Here is a 21,478-nt window from a genome sequence, read left to right as displayed (position 1 = left end):
TTAACCTTGAAACTCCCCAATTGCAGCTTTTAAGATGCTTGACTTAACCAAAGGTAATTGATTCAGTCCAGTGACTAAACTGCGTCGTATGCCTTTTAATATAGGTGATTGACTTGAGTAACTATAATAGAGCAAATCCATTAAGTAACTCATGCTGTTTATATCAAGTTTGCGTTTAAATTGAAATTGTCGCCAAAAATTTTGTTGATGTATCGCGGATAAATCCCCCTTTAGCGCTGAAAGTGTTTGGCACAACAATTGTGCATCTCTAATGCCTAAATTAACCCCTTGGCCAGCTAATGGGTGAATGGTATGAGCTGCATCACCCAATAAAACTAAGTTATCTTTGGCTAAGTTAGCGGCAGTCATTTTTTGTAGTGGGAAAGATGCACTAGCGAGAAACTGAAAATCTGAGTCGTTTAAATAACGGCTAAATAACTGGCTTAGATATTGAGCCTGTTCAGCGTTTGACTGTTGGGCTAGTTGACGCACTTTTGCCGGCTGGTCGTAAATTATGAGTGTGGCGAAATTATCGTACAAAGGTAAAAACGCCAGCGCTTGAGCTTGGTGGTTATCAAAGACTTGCCAAGTATGCTGACCAGAATCGCCTGTGAGTTGGATATTGGCGCAATAACAAGCTTGATTGTATTGCCAACCACTGGTTGGTTGTTTTAATACATTACGTACTTGTGACTGCGCGCCATCGGCCGCAATTAATAATTGGCAATGAATTTGTTGTTGCTCAGTATCAAGTACCCAGCCATCTGCAGTTTGGTTGATATCCGTGATTGTTTCAACTCGCACAGGCTCAGAAAATTGTTGCAGCGCAGCATATTGCAGATGTTGATTTTCAACAAAACAGCCTAACTGCTGTTGCTGAATATCAGAGGCATTAAAATGACAACTCGCATGTTGTTTTTCTTGCATCGATAGTTGAGTAAACGCATTTATTCGTGACGGGTCTAACTGCTGCCAAATGCCTAGTTCAGTTAACCAATTGACGGATGACAAACTAATAGACGATACGCGTAAATCTGGCGTTGGACTATTGATAGCAAATGTTGGTTGGCTTTTGTCGAGCAATAGGCATGAATAACCTAGTTGTTTTAACGCAGATGCAAGGGTTGCACCCACCATACCAGCGCCAACAATTACAATATCACAGTTATTATTTTGCACAGTTTAAAACCAAGCCGATTCATTTGCTGTGCATAATAACATAATCAATCTTATAAATTACGAAGCTGGATCAATAATCTATCCATAGCTCTATAGCTAAGTGCTTGAGCTAAATGGCTTCTGTCTAATTGTTCCGCGTCGGCTAAATCTGCCAAGGTGCGTGCTACTTTTATTAACCTATGATAAGCGCGAATGGATAAATTGAGCTTTTCGATCGCAGTTTCGAGAAAGTCAGCGTCAGTTGGGCTAATCGCCGCATATTGCTCTAATTCTCTGTTGGATAAATCACAATTAAGTTTACCTTGGCGGTTTAACTGCGCAGCTTGCGCTGCGAAGACTCGTTGGCGAATGCGCGCAGAAGTTTCGCCGCGCTCTAAGTTGTCACGTAAACTGCCTTTGGGTAAACGAGCAACTTCAATTTGAATATCAATTCTGTCTAAAAATGGACCTGATAATTTACTCAAGTAACGCAACATTTGTTCTGGGGTCGAGCGCATGTGTTCATCGTTGTAATGACCACATGGTGATGGATTGAGCGCTGCAATTAATTGAAACTCAGCCGGAAAATCAACTTGCCTTGCGGCGCGGCTGATGGTTACTTTGCCTGATTCTAACGGTTCACGCAGAACATCCAATACTTTACGATCAAACTCTGGTAACTCATCTAAAAACAATACACCGTTGTGAGCCAGTGATATTTCGCCGGGTTTAGGTTGACTTGAACCACCAACTAAAGCGACTGCAGAGCAAGTGTGGTGCGGTGAGCGAAAAGGGCGGGTATACCAGTTATCGTTTTCAATTTGTTTACCCGTTATTGAATAAATTGCGGCGGTTGTTATTGCTTGTTGTTCGCTTAAAGGGGGCAGAATAGTCGCTAAACGTTCGGCTAACATGGTTTTGCCTGTACCAGGTGGACCTAACATCAACATGTGGTGGCCACCTGCTGCGGCAACTTCTAAAGCTTTTTTCGCATGTGGTTGGCCGATAACATCTTGCATATCTAACACGTGTTCAGTCTGGTGTTGACCCTGTTGACATTGCGCTTGTTGCAAAACTTGTTCAGCGGTTAAATGTTGTTTAACGGCTATTAGGTTATTTGCGCCAAAAACTTGCGCTTGTTGAATACGCGCTGCGGTTTGTGCATTGCTTGAGGGTAAAATGGTTTTGCGTTTGGCTTGATGGCAAGCCATTGTTAGTGGGATTTCACCTAAAATAGCGCGTAATTCCCCTGATAATGCTAGTTCGCCGGCAAATTCATAATCAGCAATGGCTTCAAGTGGAATTTGCTGACTTGCAGCTAAAATACCAACTGCAATCGGCAAATCAAATCGACCGCCTTCTTTGGGCAAATCGGCTGGGGCTAAGTTAACTGTTATACGTTTGTCAGGGAATTCAAATTCACTATTGATAATAGCACTGCGGACTCTGTCTCTTGCTTCTTTGACAGTGGTTTCTGGTAAGCCAACTATGCTAAAAGCCGGTAAACCGTTAGATATGTGTACTTCAACTTGAACAAGTGGCGCATCAATGGCGACACGAGCGCGACTATAAACTATAGCTAATGACATTATTCCCTCAACTTTAACCTGGTGATGTAACCAAGTTTTTCCATAAAACAAGCAAAACCCGAACTGCTTTAAGCAACACGAGTAAATAGCATTGAAACAAAAGCGTGTTAAAAGGTCAATTAATCAATAAAGCTGGTTGAATAGTGCAGCCGCTTGTGGCTAATATAGCCAAGTAAAAATGGATAAAAAACATCATATAGCCATAAACAGATAAAGAGTGCTAACGAGTGCAGATAAACACAAAAATACCAACTAATTTGATCACAGGGTTTTTAGGGGTCGGTAAAACGACCACTATCCAACATTTGCTTAAACATAAACCAGCTGAACAGACTTGGGCTGTATTGGTAAATGAGTTTGGTGAAATTGGCGTGGACGGCGCATTATTACAAGATTCAGGCGCTTTACTCAAACAAGTACCTGGTGGTTGCATGTGTTGTGTGCAAGGGGTTGGCATGCGTGTTGGTTTAAATGAACTGATTAAACAAAAGCCAGATCGTATTTTGATTGAACCAACAGGCTTGGGCCATCCGAAACAAATCATGCAAACTTTGCAAGATGAGATTTTTTCTAAGTACTTAGACGTTAGAGCAACTATTACTATGGTTGATCCTGCAACAGTGCAAGATCCAAGATATTTAGAAAATGAAAACTTTATTGCCCAAGCACAAATTGCCGATGTGATTATTGCCAATAAAGTTGAAAAAGCGACTCCTGAGCAATTAGCTGCTTTTGTTGAGTGGAGCAGTAATTATCCAAATGCGCAGCAGATTGGCCAAATCAGTTATGGCCAAGCGGATTTAGCTTGGTTAGACAGACCAAGTGCGAGCAAACCATCAGCCATCACAAGTAGTGAACATCATCAACCAGTTGATAAAGCTGTCACAGCAGCGCTAGAAATACCGCAAGGTGAACATTGGATAATGCGCTCACATTTTTCTGACGGTTATTGGAGTTATGGCTGGTTGCTTGATCAAGAAGTGGAGTTTGAGTTGACTGATTTGTTAGATTGGATATCTGATCTTAAAGCGCAAAGGGTAAAAGCTGTGGTTAAAACCAGTAAAGGGGTGCTGAAAATCAATGCGGTACTTGACGATGTCAGATTTGAACCCGCTCGTTTATTAGATAATGCTGTGCTTGAAATTGTCACTGATAAGCAGATCAACCAACCAAGTTTTACTCACTTATTAAGCTAAACTCTAGCTTTAGATTAATTTGTCGCAGTAGTTGTAACAACTACTGCCCTGCTTGATAAAACCTATTTAAATTTATATAGATTAAAAACGTCTAAAACAAATTATTTAATTGTCGTGTTTTTCGACTAAAATGACGGTGTGTATAAATTTGACGTAGTGTCAAAAATAAACGGAACGTCAACAATGGGATGCTGGTTAAATCGACTAAGAGAAAAATATCAAAGACACTGCGATAGTGTCGATAGGTCGTCACCACGTAATAAAGCCGAAAAAATTCTCCAGCGTGAGCAAGAGTTATTGCAACTTGCCCATCAATTGGTTGATGAAGTTGGCTTAAATAATTTGACCATGGAAAAGTTGGTTGTTTTATCGCCTTATTCCAAAGGCACTATCTATAATCATTTCTGTTGCAAAGAAGACCTATTAGCCGCATTAGGTGTGCATTCCATGGGCTTATGCTCCGAGCTGATGCTAAAAGCACAAAGTTTTGCCGGCAATTCTCGTGAACAAGCTTTAGCCGTGCATTATGCTTACCACTTGTATGGCTTGTTAGAACCTGCTTTGTATATGTGTGTACTTAATTGCAAAACGCCGGCAGTACAACAAAAAGCGTCAAAACCTAGGCTTGAGCAATTAGAAAAAATGGACAAACAGATAGCTCAGTTGTGCGATTCTTTTTTTGTTAAAGGTCTTGAAGACGGCAGTTTGAACATTGACAAACAATATATTGCTTATGTGTCTTTTGCCAATTGGGCGTGTTCGTTTGGCACGAACTTATTATTACAAAATGCAGCTGAAAGCTTTGCGATATCTAGATTAACCGAAACCAATCGAGTGTTATTTAACATCAACCTGATGTTTGATGGTATGGGTTGGCAACCAGTCAGCAGCGATTACGATTATCAAAACAGTTGGCAGAAAATTGAGCAGCATTTTGCCGACTATGTAGAAATGCTTAACTAATTTAAATAAATGGCCCAAGAGGATGGGATAACTATGAAACATCAGTGGTTAGAAACTATGGTCAAGCGACCATTTTGGGTAATAGTGCTTGGTTGCATTGTTGCTTTTACCCTAGCTGCAGGCGCGCAAAATTTATATTTTCGCGGTGACTATAAAGTCTTCTTTGGGCCTGAAAATGCTCAGTTGCAAGAGTTTGAAAGCATGCAACGTACATTTAGCAAAAACGACAATGTAGCTATTGTTGTTGTGCCTAAATCTGGCGATGTCTTCAATAAAGACGTATTTACTTTGGTTATGCAAATGACCGAAGACGCTTGGCAAACGCCTTTTTCAACTCGGGTTGACTCAATTACTAATTATCAGCACACAGAAGCTGAAGGTGATGATTTAATTGTAGATTATCTGGTTGGTGAGTTTGCTGATGTTGAAATCACCCAGCAAATGATAGACAAAGCCAAGGAAGTGACTTTGCATGAGCCTTTGTTGGTTAATCGCATTGTCTCACCGACCGGGCATATCACTATGATAAATGTGACAGTGCAATTGCCTGATAAACTCGACCAAACAGCTGATGTTATGGAAGTGACAGCTTCGGTACGAGCGTTAGTTGACAAATATGCACAACTCTACCCTCAAGTCGATTTTCATCTAACCGGCATTATTATGATGAACAATAGTTTTGCCGAGGAGTCGATTTTAGATCTGCAGACACTTGTTCCTGGGATGTTTTTGGCTGTGTTAATTATGTTAGCGATTTTGTTACGCTCAATATTAGCAACGGTCGCCACGCTAATTGTTATCGCGTTTTCAATTTTAGCAGCAATGGGCTTTTTTGGCTGGACTGGCATGTATATGTCAACCGCGACTATAGGTGCACCAACTATTATTATGACGCTTGCTGTTGCCGATAGTGTGCATATTATTGCTTCAGTAAATTACAATTTACGCCAAGGGATGGAAAAGTCGCGCGCTATTGTTGAAGCACTTAAACTAAATTTATCACCAGTCTTTATTACGAGTTTAACTACCGCAGTCGGCTTTTTAACCTTCAACTTTTCTGATGTGCCGCCATTGCGCCATTTAGGTAATCTAGTCGCTTTTGGTGTGGTTATGGCGTTTGTTTTTGCAATCACCATATTACCAGCTTTACTTTACGTATTTCCAATCAAACCAGCCAATACAGGAGACGGCAAATTAACTATGATGGATCAATTTGCCGATTGGGTTGTACGTAAGCACAAACTGATACTGCCAGTAACCGCTGTAATAGTTTTAGCAATATCAGCTATGGTGCCACTAAATAAAGTCAATGATGTACCGGTAGAGTATTTTGGTGAGGACATTAAGTTTCGCCAAGCTTCTGATTTTATGGACGACAATTTACAAGGTGTCTCGACCATTGATTTTGCATTTCATACCAACAAAGAAAGTGGCATAAATGATCCTGAATTTTTAGCTGTTGTTGAAGAGTTTAGTCAGTGGTTAAGAGCACAACCAACAGTTGATCATGTTTTGACCTTAACTGATACATTTAAACGGTTAAATAAGAACATGAATGCAGATGATCCTACTATGTATAAATTACCTGAGCAGCAAGAAATTGCAGCGCAGTTTTTGTTAATGTATGAAATGTCATTGCCATATGGATTGGATCTAAATAACCAACTAAACGTTGATAAGTCGAGCATGCGACTCAGTATTGCCATGGATAATTTAGGTTCAAAAGAAGTGATGGATATGGAAAATGCCGTACGAGCTTGGTTTGCTGAAAATGCACCGAATATTCAAGTGACAGCTGCCAGCCCTTCATTGATGTTTGCCCATATAGGCGAAAAAAATATGCAAAGTATGTTGATGGGTAGTGCGCTTGCTCTGGTTCTAATCAGCATATTGTTGGTATTCGCGCTGAAATCAGTCAAATTTGGTCTCATTAGTTTACTCCCCAATTTAGCACCAGCCGCCATGGGTTTTGGTATTTGGGCAATATTTGTGGGGCAAGTAAATTTAGGTTTATCTATAGTAACCAGTATGTGTTTAGGTATAGTGGTGGATGATACAGTGCACTTTTTAAGTAAATATAAAAAAGCGCGTGAAAAAGGTCAAAATGCTGAACAAGCAGTTAGATATGCGTTTGCAAGTGTTGGTCGAGCCCTGTGGATCACAACTTTAGTTTTATTTGTCGGTTTTATGGTATTAGCGCAATCTTCGTTTGCGTTGAATGGTGATATGGGCTTATTAACCGCTATTATTATGGTATTAGCTCTGGTGGTCGATTTCTTATTATTACCTGCGTTTTTACTAGTGTTTGATAAAAAAGTTTATTCTAGTGGAGTGGAAAATGTTGAACAAAAACAATCTGAAAGTTTGGCTTAAATCGGTCAGCTTAATTGGGGCTCTGCTGTTCGCAAATAATCTGTTTGCAGAAACAGCAGAAGAAAAAGGTCTACGTATTGCAACTGAGCGCAAAGCCGCCGACAAAGGTTGGGGGGATAGCGAAGCTGAAACGCAAATGATCTTGCGTAATGCCCAAGGTGAAGAAAGTGTCCGGGAGATACGTACGCGTGCTCTTGAAGTTGATGGTGATGGTGATAAAGGTTTAACCATTTTTGATCAACCAAGAGATGTTGCCGGTACTGCATTTTTAAATCATTCACACATTAATGAGCCCGATGATCAATGGTTGTATTTGCCTGCACTCAAACGTGTGAAACGTATTGCATCACGCAATAAATCAGGTCCATTTATGGGTAGTGAGTTCGCTTATGAAGACTTAGCGTCTTTTGAGGTGGCAAAGTATACTTATAAATATTTGCGTGACGAAGTAGTTAATGGCGAAAACTGTTGGGTATTAGAATCCATCCCAACGGATAGGTATTCAGGTTATACTAAACAAATTGTTTGGATTGACCAAAAACATCATAGAGCGCAAAAAGTTGAGTTTTATGACAGAAAACACGCGCTACTTAAAACTTTAACTATGTACGATTATCGTTTGTATTTGGACAAATATTGGCGTGCGCATAAGTTATCTATGGTTAATCATCAAACGGGTAAAAGCACAGATTTAATTACCGCAGAAACCAAATTTAGAGTGGGATTAGAAGCGCGCGATTTTGAACAAAATGCACTTAGACGAGCGCGCTAAGCTAGAAAATAAACAAAATAGGACAAACCTATGCAAAGGTTAAAAAAAGTTACTTCCGCTGTTATTGCGGCTGTTTGTAGCAGTCTATCAGCCGCTGTTATTGCTGAAGATACTACAGAATTTGAATTACGTGGTTATGTTGGTGCCGAGGCGCGTTATTATGCAGAACACTCGCATGATCCAATGCAATCAGATAGCCAGTATTCAATTACAGCTGAGCCAGAATTCTATTGGCAATGGCCAGATGGCAATAACAGTTTAACTTTTAAACCTTATGTGCGCATAGACAGCCAAGATAGTGAACGTACCCATGTGGATATCCGCGAAGCGGTTTGGCTACATGTGGAGCGTGATTGGGAAATGCGCATGGGTATTAGCAAAGTATTTTGGGGAGTAACAGAAACCGTTCACCTTGTTGATATTATTAACCAAACGGACACAGTTGAAGCTTTTGATGGTGAAGAGAAACTGGGCCAACCTATGGTTCAGTTAACTTTTCTCAAAGATTGGGGCACATTAGACGCTTTTATCCTACCAGGTTTCCGCGAGCGTACTTTCCCGGGTAAAGAAGGGCGTTTACGTGGTGCTTATATCATTGATACAGACAATGCTCTGTTTGAATCGTCGGATAAAACTGGCCATATAGATTTCGCTTTGAATTGGCGCAATACCTATGATGACTTAGATATCAGTTTAAACTGGTTTAATGGTACCTCGCGTGAGCCAACTATTATTCCACAAACGGATGCACAAGGTTTACTCACAGGTAAATTGACACCTTTCTATCCACAAATAAATCAGTTTGGTGCAGTCGCTCAATATATTTATTTAGATTGGATATGGAAGTTAGAAGCGATAAATCGTTCAGGCGATCTGATTGACGATTACAATGCTATGGTCGGTGGTTTTGAATATACCTTTGTTGGTGTGTTTGGCAGTTACACTGATTTAGGCATTGTGGCTGAGTATGGTTGGGATGAGCGCGGTACGGATGCGACAACGCCAACGCAAAATGATATGTCACTTGCCGCCCGTATAGTGTTAAATGATATTAGTTCGACCGAAATTTTAGCCGGTTGGACGCAAGATTTAGATTTTTCTGATAGTCGTTCATTATTTATTGAAGCCAGTACCCGTGTTGGTGACTCAACCAAAATCACCTTAGACATGTGGTTATTTAATTCAGAAGATCCGACAGACGTAGGTTACACCTTTACCAACGAAGATTTTGTCCAGTTAGCGGTTGAGTGGTATTACTAATCTGCTAGTTACCAGTTGGATACGACAACGCCCCATAGCAGTCTGCTCTGGGGCGTTTTTATTTATTATCCAGGGGTCAGGTTAGTCACCCGTTCAATTTGCTGTTTGAGCCGTTTGTTGAGTTAAATCAGTATCTGGCCAAAATAGCGCTAGATCGGCCGGTTTAGCTAAGTCTGCTTGGCTATAATCACAAACACCTGTTGGGAATATTTGTTCTAATATTGGCTGTTGATTCTTCATATCATGCCGACCATACCAAGCTTGTTCAATCGCTTGGGCGACCGGTATTTTTGCACAGTCAAAACTATCACCACGCCACGAAGCGCCAGCTTGAATGCGGCTGGTCGAATAAACAGTGAATATTCGGCTGCAAGTGCCTAATTCTTTGTTGTTCCAAGGTCCATCAAATACATCTTGACCAGCGGCGATGACACCACCTTGAGCATCAAAACATTGGTCGACTAAATTAGTCGGTTTGGCGCTTAAAACATCATCTCCGTTGCGCATATTGAGCAGCCATTGATCCATCACTGCAAAAGCGTCATCAACTGGATTGTGTTTTTCATCCGCTAACCACACCACTTGGTTATCATAATGGCCTTGAGTCTGCAGCATGCGCATACGGGCTGCAAAAGTGGCTGATACATGGTGCATATCAAACTTATCTTCTAAATAATGGCGCACATCTAAAATAGGAATGTCAGCAAGCCCAGCGAAAATTTGTCCGTATCTGTATCCTCGTTCAACAGCTATATGATCAGTTTTACTGCGCGGCGCAATTTGATTGCTATCAGGCAGTTGGACGTTGTGTTTGCCCCAAAGCGACAACCAAATTTTGAGGTTGATCCCTGGTATATCAGCAATGCGTTCTGCTTGCATTTTGTCGGGTGCTTTCCAGCTACCAATTTTTTTGTTGATATCAATAAATTGCTCAAGTGTTATCCGGTCTTGCTGTAGGGCTTTCAAACCATATTGCACTCCTTCATTACCCCATATGTGCCGGGCAAAACCTTGTTCATTTTTACCATAGACGTTAACCAGATCTTGCCAGTGGCTCCAATGCACATGTTTTTTTAAGTCGTCAGATACCGCATTGTTTAACCAGCCTTGGCGTGGGTTATGAATATAAGCGTATAAACCAAACCAGCCGTTTATACATTCACTATTGCCTTTAGGGTAGCTTGGCATTACACCACTTAAAATTTGATTTATCGGTTGGAAAAATGCGCCTTTATGTGGTTTGCCGTTATCTGCATTTAATCCTTCAATTTGCTGACGTTTTTGCCAATTTTGCCATGTTTCAGGTTCATCGGTTTTGAAGGTGTAGTAGTTGTTTAATAAATCACAGTCCAGCGCATATAAAGCTTGCGATACCATATCTGGGTAAGAATAAAGCGGCAGCGCACCATCAATTAAGCCTGGTGAATTTTGTGCCATTAAGTATTGTGCTAAGCCGCCGCCGGAGCCTCCAACACCGACTGTGTATAAAGGTTCACCATACAGGCTGATAAACTGACGTTTTACTCGCCATGCTGTGTCTTCGGCCATTAACATATTGTAACTATGGCTAGTGCGATTAGCACCTGAGCTAATCACAGCATAACCTTGTTTTAGTTGGCTAAGACGTCGCTCAATTAATTTAGCTGGGCGCATATCTCCTTGTTTAAACCCTATGCCAGCACCACCGGCAAATTGGTAAACTAACTTATTGTTCCACAAAGACTTAGACTTCCTGTCATTGATTTCATTGGCTGTGATCGGCATTGCAATTAAATAGACATATCTATGGATCACACCATATTCAACTCGTACCAAAGTTTGATGCTTTTCAATTGGTTGTTGTTGGTACTGGCTAATGTCTTCGCCATCTATAACATAATATTTCAACCCTGAAGGTATTTGGCAGTCTTTGCTATAACCGACAATATTATCTCGGTTAAACCGGTCGCTATTATGTTTAAATACAGGTGTGCCCCAACCATGTTGATTGTCGACTAATGGTTGACCTAACCCAGAGTTTTCTGTCATGCAAACAAAAGGATATTGCAAATCACCTGAATAAAGTGGTTTAAGCGGGCCAACTTCACCTAGTTGTATAGGGTAGTTAAAGGTATCTGCGGGCCTTGGCGTGTGACGTATATGTTTGTCTGGAATTAACACAGGTGCAGTTTCCACAGGTGGTAGCGCGGTGATCATCTGTGGATTGGTTTGTTTATTGGAAATAAACGCAGTGGTAAAACCTATTATTGCGCTAATGGCTATAAGCATCCCTGTCAGCCGTTTTACTCTTATCATCACAGAGACCTCACAGCTTTAGGATCGACAATTTACTCGCTTGACCCTGGGGTGATGTTAATAAATGGTTAACGGTTGTTTTAGTTAAGTGTAGAAGTTCGAGTAAATTTTGTACAGAAAACCTGTACTATTTAACTAAACAGACTTTAGGGGAGGGTTGTGAAGTTAGGCAATAAAAAAGTACAGCTAAGTATAAGGTTACTTAGCTGTCGATGGAAAGTTAGAGTAGTTGGCTACTGCTTAACTAACTTTGTTTAATTTAGTTACTTTGTTCGCGTCTGTAGAAGCTTCTGCATCAGTTGTTGGTTCAGCAAAATCTAATTTGGTTAATTCAGATGCTTTACCTTTAAATGCTTTGGCGAATAAGTCTTTGTTACGCGCAACTAAACGACCAATATCGTCAAGTTTGTCACTTTCTATTCCAGGCACATTTTCTTCAATTGCGTTGGCAATCGCCTCGGCTAATTCCAACATTTGGTCATGTGCGTCTGCATCTTTTTTATTAGTAAACATTTTTCCATCCCGATCACATTGCCATAGTGCTTTTACAGCCATTTATTTTCTCCAACTGTTTATTTATACAGTTAATTTAATGCATAATGACGCCTGTGTACAGTTTTTATTCATCTAACAGGCGATTTTTTATGCTAATAGTGAAAATAATTACTCAGATACGAGACAAGTTATCTAAACTTAATTAAAGTTGGCAGATTCGTGACAGTGATGCAGTTGCAAACACAGGTGAAAGAACAAAATAATAAGGTAGCAAAAGCCGATATAGAGTCGCTTCATCGTATATTTACGGTACCAGAAGCACCTGACTCAACCTTAGGTAAAATAGACAGCGAGATCTCGCAAAACCTTGCTGGATTTCTCAAAGAACACGTTGTGGCTAAAGCAATTTCGCTTGGCGATATTGAACGTGATTTTTTTGATCCTTGCATTCCTGACCAGCCAACATTTGTTTCTGAGCATACCAAGTTTTTATTAGAAAAACTGGTTGCGCAGTCGGTGCACACAGCCGCACCAAGTTTTATTGGTCATATGACATCGGCTTTGCCTTATTTTATGTTGCCGCTGTCAAAAATCATGATTGCGCTGAATCAAAACTTGGTCAAAATTGAAACCTCCAAAGCTTTTACCCCGTTAGAGCGGCAAGTTTTGGGCATGATGCATAAATTGATTTATCACAATAATCCAGCTTTTTACGCTGATTTTATGCATTCTGAATCGGATTCATTAGGTGCATTTTGTTCTGGGGGCACAATTGCCAACATCAGTGCTTTATGGGTTGCACGCAATCAGTTATTAAAAGCCGATGGTCAGTTTTCTGGTGTGGCTAAAGCAGGCATTTTTAAAGCTATGCTGCATTATGGATACCAAGGCATGGCGGTATTGGTGTCGCGTCGTGGCCATTATTCATTAGCTAAAGCTGCGGATGTATTAGGTTTAGGCCGAGATGATTTAATCGCGATAGATGTGGATGACAAGCATAGAGTTGATGTGGCAAAAATGCGTGAAAAAGCTTATCAACTCAAACAGCAAAAAATTGCAGTATTAGCCATTGTTGGTGTTGCTGGCACAACCGAAACCGGCACTATAGATCCACTCGATGAATTAGCTGATTTAGCAGCAGAGTTAAACTGTCACTTTCATGTTGATGCGGCTTGGGGTGGGGCAACTTTATTTTCAGAACAACACAAACATTTATTAACTGGCATTGAGCAAGCAGATAGTGTGACCATAGATGCGCATAAACAAATGTATGTGCCTATGGGCGCAGGTATGGTGTTGTTTAAGTCGCCGAAACTCGCCAGTGAAATTGAGCATCATGCAGAATATGTGTTACGTAAAGGTTCTAAAGATTTAGGTTCACACACGCTTGAAGGCTCACGCCCAGGAATGGCTATGCTAGTTTATTCGGCGCTGAATATATTGGGGCGGCAAGGCTACCAATTGTTGATTGACCAAAGCTTACAAAAAGCGCAATATTTCGCCGGTATCATTCAACAACATAAAGATTTCGAGTTAGTCACACAGCCTGAGTTGTGCATATTAACCTATAGATATGTTCCAGCAGCTGTAAAATCCTTATTGGGTTCTGCAGATCAAGCACTAACACAAACTATCAATGAGTATTTGGACGACTTAACTCGTTTTGTACAAAAACGTCAGCGAGAGGCGGGTAAATCTTTTGTTAGCCGAACACGGATTAATGTCGCAAAATACCATGGTCAGGTCGTGACGGTTTTTCGAGTGGTGTTGGCTAATCCACTGACAACAGAGCTTATATTGCGAGATATTTTAGCTGAACAACAAGTATTGGCATTAGAAAGCGAAATTGCCTTGCCTAAACTCAATCAATTAACCCAGAGGTTAACAACCAATTAGAATGAATTCATCTTCAACCCAACTCAATTATCATCCACTATTGGCGGAAAAAGTTAGCCAATTTGTCAGCGAGCAATCTCAGCCTATTTCTTATGTTGAATTGTGCAATCAATTTAATATCAACGACAAAGATGCTCAGCACGAACTAACAGCATGTTTAAAAGCTTTAGAAGCTGAAGGACGGGTGATTATTGATAAACAACAAAACTATGCAACAGCAGAGGTGTTGGGTTTAGTCGTGGGTAGAGTGGTTGGTCATAAAGATGGTTTTGGTTTTGTTAGCCTGCCCAAAGGGCAAAAAGATTTATATTTAGCGCAAGGCCAAATGGCGACCGTATTACATGGTGATTTAGTTTTAGCCAAAGCTTTGGGTAGTGATAATAGAGGGCGCAAAGAAGGTCGCGTTGTACGTGTATTACAAGCACGTAATGAATCTATTGTTGGACGTATTTTTATTGAACATGGCATTGCTTATGTGATGCCAGATGACAGCCGCATTAGCCAAGAAATTATTGTTGCCAACGAGCATAAAAACGGTGCTCGCAGCGGCCAAATGGTAGTGGTTACTTTATTAACTCGACCAAATAAAAAAATGAATGCTACGGGCAAGATCACTGAAGTACTAGGTGAACATATGGCGCCCGGTATGGAAATTGAAATTGCCTTGCGCAAATACGAAATTCCACACGAATGGCCAAATGCAGTTTTAAAAGCGGCAGAGCGAGTGCCAGAATTTGTTGGTGAAAAAGACAAATTAGACAGAGTTGATTTACGCGAATTACCCTTATTGACGATAGATGGTGAAGACGCGCGTGATTTTGACGATGCAGTTTTTTGTCAGCGGAAAAAGTCAGGTGGCTGGCGTTTATGGGTGGCAATTGCCGATGTCAGTTATTATGTGCGCCCGAAAACAGCGTTAGATGCAGAAGCACAACTACGTGGTACTTCTGTTTATTTCCCTGATCAAGTTGTACCTATGTTACCTGAGCAGCTGTCGAATGGTTTGTGCTCGTTAAACCCACAAGTTGACCGATTGTGTATGGTTTGTGAAATGACTGTCAGTGAGCAGGGGCGTTTGTCAGGTTATCAGTTTTACCAAGCTGTGATGAATTCACACGCTAGGCTGACCTACAACAAAGTTAGTCAAATTTTGCAAGGTGATGAAAAGCTGATTGAGCGTTATCAAAGCTTAGTGCCGCATCTACAAGAATTACACGCTATGTACAATGCGTTAAAAGACGCAAGACATCAGCGTGGTGCAATCGAATTTGAAACCGCTGAGCCTAAGTTTATTTTTAACGCGCAGCGCAAAATTGATTCTATTGAGCTGGTGGTGCGCAATGATGCCCATAAGCTCATTGAAGAATGTATGATCCAAGCTAACGTTGCTGCCGCTCGATTTATCGCTAAACACGATGGCAATGCTTTATACCGAGTGCACGACGCACCAGATGGAGAAAAACTCACTCAATTTGTACAGTTTTTGGCTGAGCTGGGCATTGAAAGCAACTTCTTCGCTGGTGAAATTAAACCAGTACATTTTAAACAATTAGTTGATCGTATTCAGGGCCGACCAGACCAAGAGTTGATCCAAACCATGTTATTGCGCTCAATGAAACAAGCTGTCTATAGCCCAGACAACAATGGTCATTTTGGTTTAGCTTTGCCTGCTTATGCCCATTTCACTTCGCCAATTCGCCGTTACCCAGATTTAGTGGTACACAGAACCATTAAAGCCATTTTGCTCAAACAGAAACAGATGCAAGCTGGTTGTGGTGAACACAGTTATTCGGATGCTGAAGCAGAAGCGCTTGGTATCAATAATTCAATGGCAGAACGCAGAGCTGATGAAGCGACACGCGATGTTGCTGGTTGGTTGAAATGCGAATTTATGCAAGATCATGTTGGTGACGTATTTAATGGTGTGATTTCAGCTGTAACCAGCTTTGGCTTTTTTGTCCGGTTAGATGATATTCACGTAGAAGGGTTAGTGCATGTGGCTAACCTTGATAACGACTTTTATATCTACGACAACGCTAAACAAAGATTAATCGGTGAGCAAAAGCGCAAAGTGTATAAACTCGGTGATGAAGTCACCATTCAAGTTTTGTCGGCTAATTTAGACGAGCGCAAAATCGATTTTGTTTTATACCAAAGTGAAGAAGAAAAGCTCAGGCGCAGTCGAAACTCGAAAGACTCAGAACAAGTGGATAACAAACGCAGTTCAAGTCGAAAAAAATCAGCCGGCAGTAAAACCCAAGAGCTAATGTTGTCAGATAATAAATACCAACAAAAGCGTGGTGAAAAAAGTGACGCTTGGCCAGCCAAAGCAGGGAAAGGTAAAGGCCGAGGCACAGGTAAAAGTGCCAATAAAAGTTCAAAAAGTAGCAGTGGCAAACAAGCCTCTAGCACGAGTAAAAAACATGCAAAGAAAACCAGTCGAAAATCGGCTAAAAAGCGGAGATAAGCTTTGAGCAAATCTGAAATTATTTTTGGCATACATGCAGTTGAATCATTAATGAATACCCATCCAGAACGATTTATTGAACTCTTTTGTTTAAAAGGTCGTCAGGATGATAGAGTAAACAGCATTATCAATTTGGCACGCAAACAAGGTGTGTCTGTCCAGTTTGCTCAGCGCAAAGCGCTTGATGACAAATGTCAAAGCCCACAACATCAAGGCATAGTTGCACGTGTTCGACCTGCTCCTGTGTTAAATGAAAATGATCTAGAAACCTTATTAGAAAATTTAACTAAACCGGCCTTTTTATTGGTGTTGGATGGTGTAACAGACCCACACAACTTAGGTGCTTGTTTACGTACTGCTGACGCTGCGGGTGTTGATGCGGTAATTGCACCTAAAGATAAATCTGTTGGCTTAAATGCAACTGCGAAAAAAGTCGCTTGTGGTGCTGCTGAAACTGTGCCTTTTATTCAAGTGACGAATTTAGCGCGCACACTTAAAGCCATCCAACAAATGGGTGTATGGGTCGTTGGAACCGCAGGTGAAGCCACCCAAGATGTCTATCAAGCAAAACTGACAGGGCCGATTGCCTTAGTGATGGGCGCAGAAGGGGATGGTATGCGCAGGTTAACCCGAGAAACCTGTGATGAGCTTATCTCAATTCCTATGGCAGGCAGTGTTTCTAGCTTAAATGTAAGTGTTGCCACTGGCGTGACTTTATTTGAAATTGTCCGTCAACGTTTAGCGCACAACCTTTAATTTCTCTTGGTTAATTCTGGGGCATTAGCCAGCAAAAACTACTACAGAAATGGTCAGCAATATCGGCAAGCAGATGTTAGCTTTGCCGATATCCGTCGCCAATTTGGTTTTAGAGCCATTCATATCGGTCGCTGGGTAACTCAACAAGAACAAACTAAAGCAGCCAATCTTATTTACGATGCGCTAATGGATTTAGCGACAATTTTGCAAGTACCGCCGCAAGTTTTATCTTTACGCAATACCCTATCGCTCGCTTTTGGTACTGGTGGGCAGCCAGGTGTGCAAGCTCATTATGAGTTAAACCGGCATATGCTCGCGCTGGCTAAAAATGCTGGGGCAGGGGCTTTAGCACATGAATGGTTTCATGCATTTGACCACTATATTACCGACAAAGTGTTTAAACGGGCTAAACAGAAATTTGCCTCGCATGCTTGGTTGTTAGACAACTCCTTGATTGAACACCCGTTGAATCTATTGTTAGTTGATATCTATAAACAAATATTTCTCTCTGGTGATGGTGAGTCTGCCAGTAAATTATTTGCCCATTGTGCGCAAGTGGATAAACAACTTGCTCAAGTATATTACGCGTTGCCAGAAGAACTTGCTGCGCGTTGTTTTGAAGCTTTTGTCCAAGACCATCAGTTGAAAAACCAATACCTTGTTAGCGGCACTAAACAAACGCAAGAAGCTAAACTTGGGTTATTTCCAACTGAGCAGCATAGAGCTGCTATTAATCATGCTTTTAGCCGCTACTTTGCGCAATTGGGGCGCGGTTTATCCTCAGTTAACCTCACAGGCTATTAGCCGTAAAAATGGTTAGTTATTTCTGCTGATTGACATTTTGGCAGAGAATTACTGAGTTTTTGGATGAAATTTAAGCAGGATATCGCTAAAACTTGTTTAAATGAAAATGTAGTGTTATAAATTCGTAAATAACCACCCACCTCCTAATGTTAGGTCTTCGCACATGGAATACACAGATGCATTCTTTGAAAAAATAGTGCAAAGCGCCCGCTATGGTATTTGGGTAATAGACGAATGCTGCATTACCCAATATGTCAATCCAAGTATGGCCAATATGCTTGGTTATCGCGTAGAGCAAATGCTCAATCAACACCTGTTTAACTTCTTGGATATTAAAGGTGTCGAAGCTGCTAAAGTTAATTTAGCCCGTCGCCGCCAAGGCTATGAAGAACAGCACGAAGCAATTTTCCAACATAAAGAAGGTTATGCCATATATACCATGTTGGTTACTTGGCCGGTTTTTGATGAATCAGGTAATTATAAAGGCGCAATCGCAGGTATAGTGGACGATGCTCAGCGCCAAACCATGTTGCAAGAGCTGACAGAGATAAAAGAAAAACTGCAGTTGTTCGACAAAGTAACGCTAGATGGCATTATTATTCATCAAGGTGGGCGAATTATAGAGCTCAATGATGCGAGCTGTCGCATGCTTGAAGGTAGTCGCTCTGAATTGATGCAACGTGATTTTACTGCCATGTGTATGCCTGAAGTTAAACAGCTGGTTATTCAAGCGATGCAAAGCGAAAGCATCAATAAACTCGAAATAAAAATTCAAACCACAACAGGAAAAGCACTCAATATCGAATGGACTTGCAAACGCATGATGTATCGTGGCGATTCAGTTAGAGTGAGTGTACTGCGTAACGTTACTCAATATCGCCAAGCGCAAACAGCTTTAGAACAAATCGAATTAACCAACCAAGCTTTAATAGAAAACGCACCAGAAGCCATTGTTTTATTTGATCCTAACAGTGGAAAAATTCTCCAGGCTAACTCTAAATCTCAAGCTATTTTTGGTTTAACAGGTCAAAGTATTTATGATTATTCGATTCAAGATTTATTGGCTGAAAAAGATGGTAAATTAGTTGGTTACGGTCATGCATTTGATAGTCTGTTGCAGCTCGCCAACTCTTGTTTAGCACCTATGGCCGAGATTAAAATAAAACATGCATCAGGGACTTTAATTGATTGTGAATTACGTTTGGTATCTATCCAATGGCAAGGTCGTAGTTTATTACGGGCATCATTATTAGATATTCGTGCACGTAAACAAGCACAAAGTAAAATGCATCAGTTATCCAGTGCATTAGAGCAGAGTGCCGATATGGTGCTAATCACCAACAGGCAAGGCACGATTGAATATGTCAACCAGGCAACCATTTTAACCACGGGTTATAGCCAAGCTGAGTTAATTGGCAACAAGCCAGATGTGTTTAACTCAGGTCAACATGACAAGTCATTTATTAAAAATTTGTGGGCGACCATTTTAAAAGGCCAGGCATATAGAGATGTGCTGACCAATCGCAAAAAAAATGGTGAAATTTATTATGAAGAAAAAACCATTACGCCACTAAAAAACGACCAAGGTGAAATCACCCATTTTGTTTCAACCGGTAAAGACATTACCGAACGTATGGAAATTCAAGCCAACTTGCGCCACTTAGCTTTCCACGATGTTTTAACTGGTTTACCAAATCGAGCTTTGTTTAACGACAGACTTAAAACGGGTTGGTTAAATGCTAAACGTCATAGGCAACAAATGGCGTTATTATTTTTTGATATCGACCATTTTAAACGTATTAACGACACTTTAGGCCATGATATAGGTGATGTTCTGTTAAAACAGGTCGCGAATAAGCTGAGAAAAGGTTTACGTGGCAGTGATACGGTTGCACGTTTGGGTGGTGATGAATTTGCGGTTATTTTGAATGACTGTAAAGATGAAAATGCAATACGGCACACAGCTGAAAAAATTATTCAGTTGATAAACCAGCCTGTGAAACTTGCAGATCGCGAGTTGTTTGTCACAACGAGTATTGGAATTGCGGTTTATCCACAAGATGGCAAAGACAGCCAAGCTTTACTAAAAAATGCCGATGTCGCTATGTATCGCGCCAAAGCAGCGGGGCGCAATACTTATATGTTCTATCGACAGGAAATGAATGCGCATGCGTTTGAGCGATTAACCTTAGAATCTGAGTTACACAGAGCGATCCAACAGCAAGAGTTTGTTTTGTATTACCAGCCTAAAATTTGTTTACAAACCGGCAATATCTTAGGCGTCGAAGCTTTATTGCGCTGGTGTCACCCTAAAATGGGCATTTTGTTACCCGATAAATTTATTCCTTTATTGGAAGATACAGGATTAATTGTGCCCGTTGGCCAATGGGTGATAGAGCAAGCGTTAGCCGATTACACTTATTGGTATCAACAAGGATTGCAGCAGGTCAAACTTGCAGTTAATTTGTCTCCAACACAATTGAAAGATGTAAAGTTTGTCGAAACTTTACAGCTTGCGTTAGCTCAACATAAATTATCTACTAGCTGCTTAGAATTAGAAATAACTGAAAACACCATGATGGAAGATGGTGAAAAAGCTTTTGTATTAATGCAGCAACTGAAACAGCTGGGGGTGCATTTCTCTGTTGATGATTTTGGCACAGGTTATTCGTCTTTAGCTTATTTAAAAAGATTACCAGTTGAAACTATTAAGATAGACAGGTCGTTTATTCAAGATATAGGTATAGAGCAGGAAGATGAGATTATAGTTCGTACCGTTATCGCTATGGCTAAAAACCTAGGGTACAAAGTTGTCGCCGAAGGTGTCGAAAATCTAGACCAAGTGCGCTTTTTAAAATCACTTGAATGTGATGTGGCCCAAGGGTTTTTATTTAGCCGTCCTATTCCCGCCGAAGAACTTGTGCTGCATGTCCATGATTTACAGCATCAAGCTGCTGATTTGTGCCATTAATATAGTCGTTTGTTGTTTGGGTAATTGGTAATATTCAACTAACCAGTCAAATGGGGCTGAGCTTATCTCGTCTTGTTGGATTTGTTCTGCTTGTTCGTTTGCGCTATTAAGCGAATCTAATATCAGTTGTTGTTCTAATTGTTCGAACACTAATTCAGTATTTAGCAATTGTTGTTTTATTTGTTGGTAGTTTGGATTTTGCTCTAAGCTGCGCCAGTTGTAGCGACACCGACGGATAAGTTGCGTGTGTTGTTGGCTAAACTCTTCAAGTTGACGACTGGTTTGTTCGAGTGTCGTTTGTGTATAGCTATGGTTTTGTTGTTGTAAAACCGCTGCTAACAATAGCCAGTTTACGTTTGCACCATAGTTGTCTTGCCAGCTTAAGCATTGTTGCTGTATTTGTTTATTTGCGTATAACTCACAGATTATTGGCCAATATGGGTTTGTGGTGGTGCTGGTCATGTTTTTCCTGTTTTGTTTGAT

15 protein-coding genes are annotated in these 21,478 nt (G+C 40.8%); 10 read left to right on the top strand and 5 right to left on the bottom strand.

Features of this window, described 5'->3' with window-relative positions; translation table 11 throughout:
- Both WSC_RS0103040 and WSC_RS0103035 read right to left on the bottom strand, forming a co-directional pair.
- The gene (locus WSC_RS0103040; protein WP_016954428.1) at window positions 1-1,179 is read right to left on the bottom strand and encodes an FAD-dependent monooxygenase; all 1,179 of its coding nucleotides are present in this window, start codon (window positions 1,177-1,179) and stop codon (window positions 1-3) included.
- Between the two features lie 50 nt (window positions 1,180-1,229).
- A complete protein-coding gene (locus WSC_RS0103035; RefSeq protein ID WP_016954427.1) occupies window positions 1,230-2,747 on the bottom strand; it encodes a YifB family Mg chelatase-like AAA ATPase in 1,518 nt (505 codons plus the stop codon).
- Window positions 2,748-2,974: 227 nt separating this feature from the next.
- On the opposite strand from WSC_RS0103035, the gene WSC_RS0103030 reads away from it, so the two are divergent.
- The 5 genes from WSC_RS0103030 to WSC_RS0103010 all read left to right on the top strand — a co-directional run bounded on the left by WSC_RS0103030 (window position 2,975) and on the right by WSC_RS0103010 (window position 9,311).
- A complete protein-coding gene (locus WSC_RS0103030) occupies window positions 2,975-3,943 on the top strand; it encodes a CobW family GTP-binding protein (protein WP_016954426.1) in 969 nt (322 codons plus the stop codon).
- A gap of 183 nt (window positions 3,944-4,126) precedes the next feature.
- Window positions 4,127-4,906 (top strand): TetR/AcrR family transcriptional regulator, encoded by a 780-nt coding sequence (locus WSC_RS21700; protein WP_016954425.1) that lies wholly within the window; start codon window positions 4,127-4,129, stop codon window positions 4,904-4,906.
- 33 nt (window positions 4,907-4,939) lie between these two features.
- Window positions 4,940-7,279, top strand: coding sequence for an efflux RND transporter permease subunit (locus WSC_RS0103020; protein WP_016954424.1), 2,340 nt, complete (start codon window positions 4,940-4,942; stop codon window positions 7,277-7,279).
- Window positions 7,245-8,051, top strand: coding sequence for an outer membrane lipoprotein-sorting protein (locus WSC_RS0103015; RefSeq protein ID WP_016954423.1), 807 nt, complete (start codon window positions 7,245-7,247; stop codon window positions 8,049-8,051). The genes WSC_RS0103020 and WSC_RS0103015 overlap by 35 nt, the downstream gene beginning before the upstream one ends.
- A 30-nt stretch (window positions 8,052-8,081) precedes the next feature.
- Window positions 8,082-9,311: a hypothetical protein gene (locus WSC_RS0103010; RefSeq protein WP_016954422.1), complete on the top strand. Its 1,230-nt coding sequence runs from the start codon at window positions 8,082-8,084 to the stop codon at window positions 9,309-9,311.
- A 93-nt stretch (window positions 9,312-9,404) separates the two neighbouring features.
- Here the strand turns inward: WSC_RS0103010 and WSC_RS21695 are convergent, their stop codons facing one another.
- Entirely contained in the window at window positions 9,405-11,579 is a 2,175-nt protein-coding gene (locus WSC_RS21695; protein ID WP_016954421.1) for a DUF6351 family protein, read from the bottom strand.
- A gap of 267 nt (window positions 11,580-11,846) precedes the next feature.
- On the bottom strand, window positions 11,847-12,161 hold the full coding sequence (locus tag WSC_RS0103000; protein WP_016954420.1) for a YebG family protein: 315 nt from the start codon (window positions 12,159-12,161) through the stop codon (window positions 11,847-11,849).
- Between the two features lie 168 nt (window positions 12,162-12,329).
- On the opposite strand from WSC_RS0103000, the gene panP reads away from it, so the two are divergent.
- From panP to WSC_RS23865, 5 genes are all read left to right on the top strand, one after another.
- Window positions 12,330-13,997: a pyridoxal-dependent aspartate 1-decarboxylase PanP gene (gene panP, locus WSC_RS0102995; RefSeq protein ID WP_016954419.1), complete on the top strand. Its 1,668-nt coding sequence runs from the start codon at window positions 12,330-12,332 to the stop codon at window positions 13,995-13,997.
- Between the two features lies 1 nt (window position 13,998).
- The gene (rnr, locus tag WSC_RS0102990) at window positions 13,999-16,464 is read left to right on the top strand and encodes a ribonuclease R (RefSeq protein ID WP_016954418.1); all 2,466 of its coding nucleotides are present in this window, start codon (window positions 13,999-14,001) and stop codon (window positions 16,462-16,464) included.
- A gap of 3 nt (window positions 16,465-16,467) precedes the next feature.
- Window positions 16,468-17,220, top strand: coding sequence for a 23S rRNA (guanosine(2251)-2'-O)-methyltransferase RlmB (gene rlmB, locus WSC_RS0102985; RefSeq protein ID WP_016954417.1), 753 nt, complete (start codon window positions 16,468-16,470; stop codon window positions 17,218-17,220).
- 6 nt (window positions 17,221-17,226) lie between these two features.
- Window positions 17,227-18,024, top strand: a complete 798-nt coding sequence (locus WSC_RS0102980) for a CLCA_X family protein (protein ID WP_016954416.1) — start codon at window positions 17,227-17,229, stop codon at window positions 18,022-18,024.
- Between the two features lie 163 nt (window positions 18,025-18,187).
- On the top strand, window positions 18,188-20,995 hold the full coding sequence (locus tag WSC_RS23865; RefSeq protein ID WP_016954415.1) for an EAL domain-containing protein: 2,808 nt from the start codon (window positions 18,188-18,190) through the stop codon (window positions 20,993-20,995).
- On the opposite strand, the gene WSC_RS23860 is transcribed toward WSC_RS23865, so the two are convergent.
- The gene (locus WSC_RS23860; RefSeq protein WP_016954414.1) at window positions 20,963-21,457 is read right to left on the bottom strand and encodes a DUF2390 domain-containing protein; all 495 of its coding nucleotides are present in this window, start codon (window positions 21,455-21,457) and stop codon (window positions 20,963-20,965) included. The two genes, WSC_RS23865 and WSC_RS23860, sit on opposite strands and share 33 nt — an antisense overlap.
- Between the last annotated feature and the right edge of the window lie 21 nt (window positions 21,458-21,478).

It is taken from the genome of Catenovulum agarivorans YM01 (genome assembly GCF_000281085.1).
Lineage (GTDB): Bacteria > Pseudomonadota > Gammaproteobacteria > Enterobacterales > Alteromonadaceae > Catenovulum > Catenovulum agarivorans.
The sequence above is the reverse complement of the archived record's forward strand: the minus strand, read 5'-3'. Positions and strand labels throughout refer to the sequence as shown.

Bases quoted from the DNA above. Each gene is read 5' to 3' on its own strand.
- WSC_RS0103035 (WP_016954427.1), bottom strand. From the start codon at position 2,747: ATGTCATTAGCTATAGTTTATAGTCGCGCTCGTGTCGCCATTGATGCG.
- WSC_RS21700 (WP_016954425.1), top strand. From the start codon at position 4,127: ATGGGATGCTGGTTAAATCGACTAAGAGAAAAATATCAAAGACACTGC.
- WSC_RS0103020 (WP_016954424.1), top strand. From the start codon at position 4,940: ATGAAACATCAGTGGTTAGAAACTATGGTCAAGCGACCATTTTGGGTA.
- WSC_RS0103015 (WP_016954423.1), top strand. From the start codon at position 7,245: ATGTTGAACAAAAACAATCTGAAAGTTTGGCTTAAATCGGTCAGCTTA.
- WSC_RS0103010 (WP_016954422.1), top strand. From the start codon at position 8,082: ATGCAAAGGTTAAAAAAAGTTACTTCCGCTGTTATTGCGGCTGTTTGT.
- WSC_RS21695 (WP_016954421.1), bottom strand. From the start codon at position 11,579: ATGCTTATAGCCATTAGCGCAATAATAGGTTTTACCACTGCGTTTATT.
- WSC_RS0103000 (WP_016954420.1), bottom strand. From the start codon at position 12,161: ATGGCTGTAAAAGCACTATGGCAATGTGATCGGGATGGAAAAATGTTT.
- panP (WP_016954419.1), top strand. From the start codon at position 12,330: ATGCAGTTGCAAACACAGGTGAAAGAACAAAATAATAAGGTAGCAAAA.
- rnr (WP_016954418.1), top strand. From the start codon at position 13,999: ATGAATTCATCTTCAACCCAACTCAATTATCATCCACTATTGGCGGAA.
- WSC_RS23865 (WP_016954415.1), top strand. From the start codon at position 18,188: ATGGAATACACAGATGCATTCTTTGAAAAAATAGTGCAAAGCGCCCGC.
- WSC_RS23860 (WP_016954414.1), bottom strand. From the start codon at position 21,457: ATGACCAGCACCACCACAAACCCATATTGGCCAATAATCTGTGAGTTA.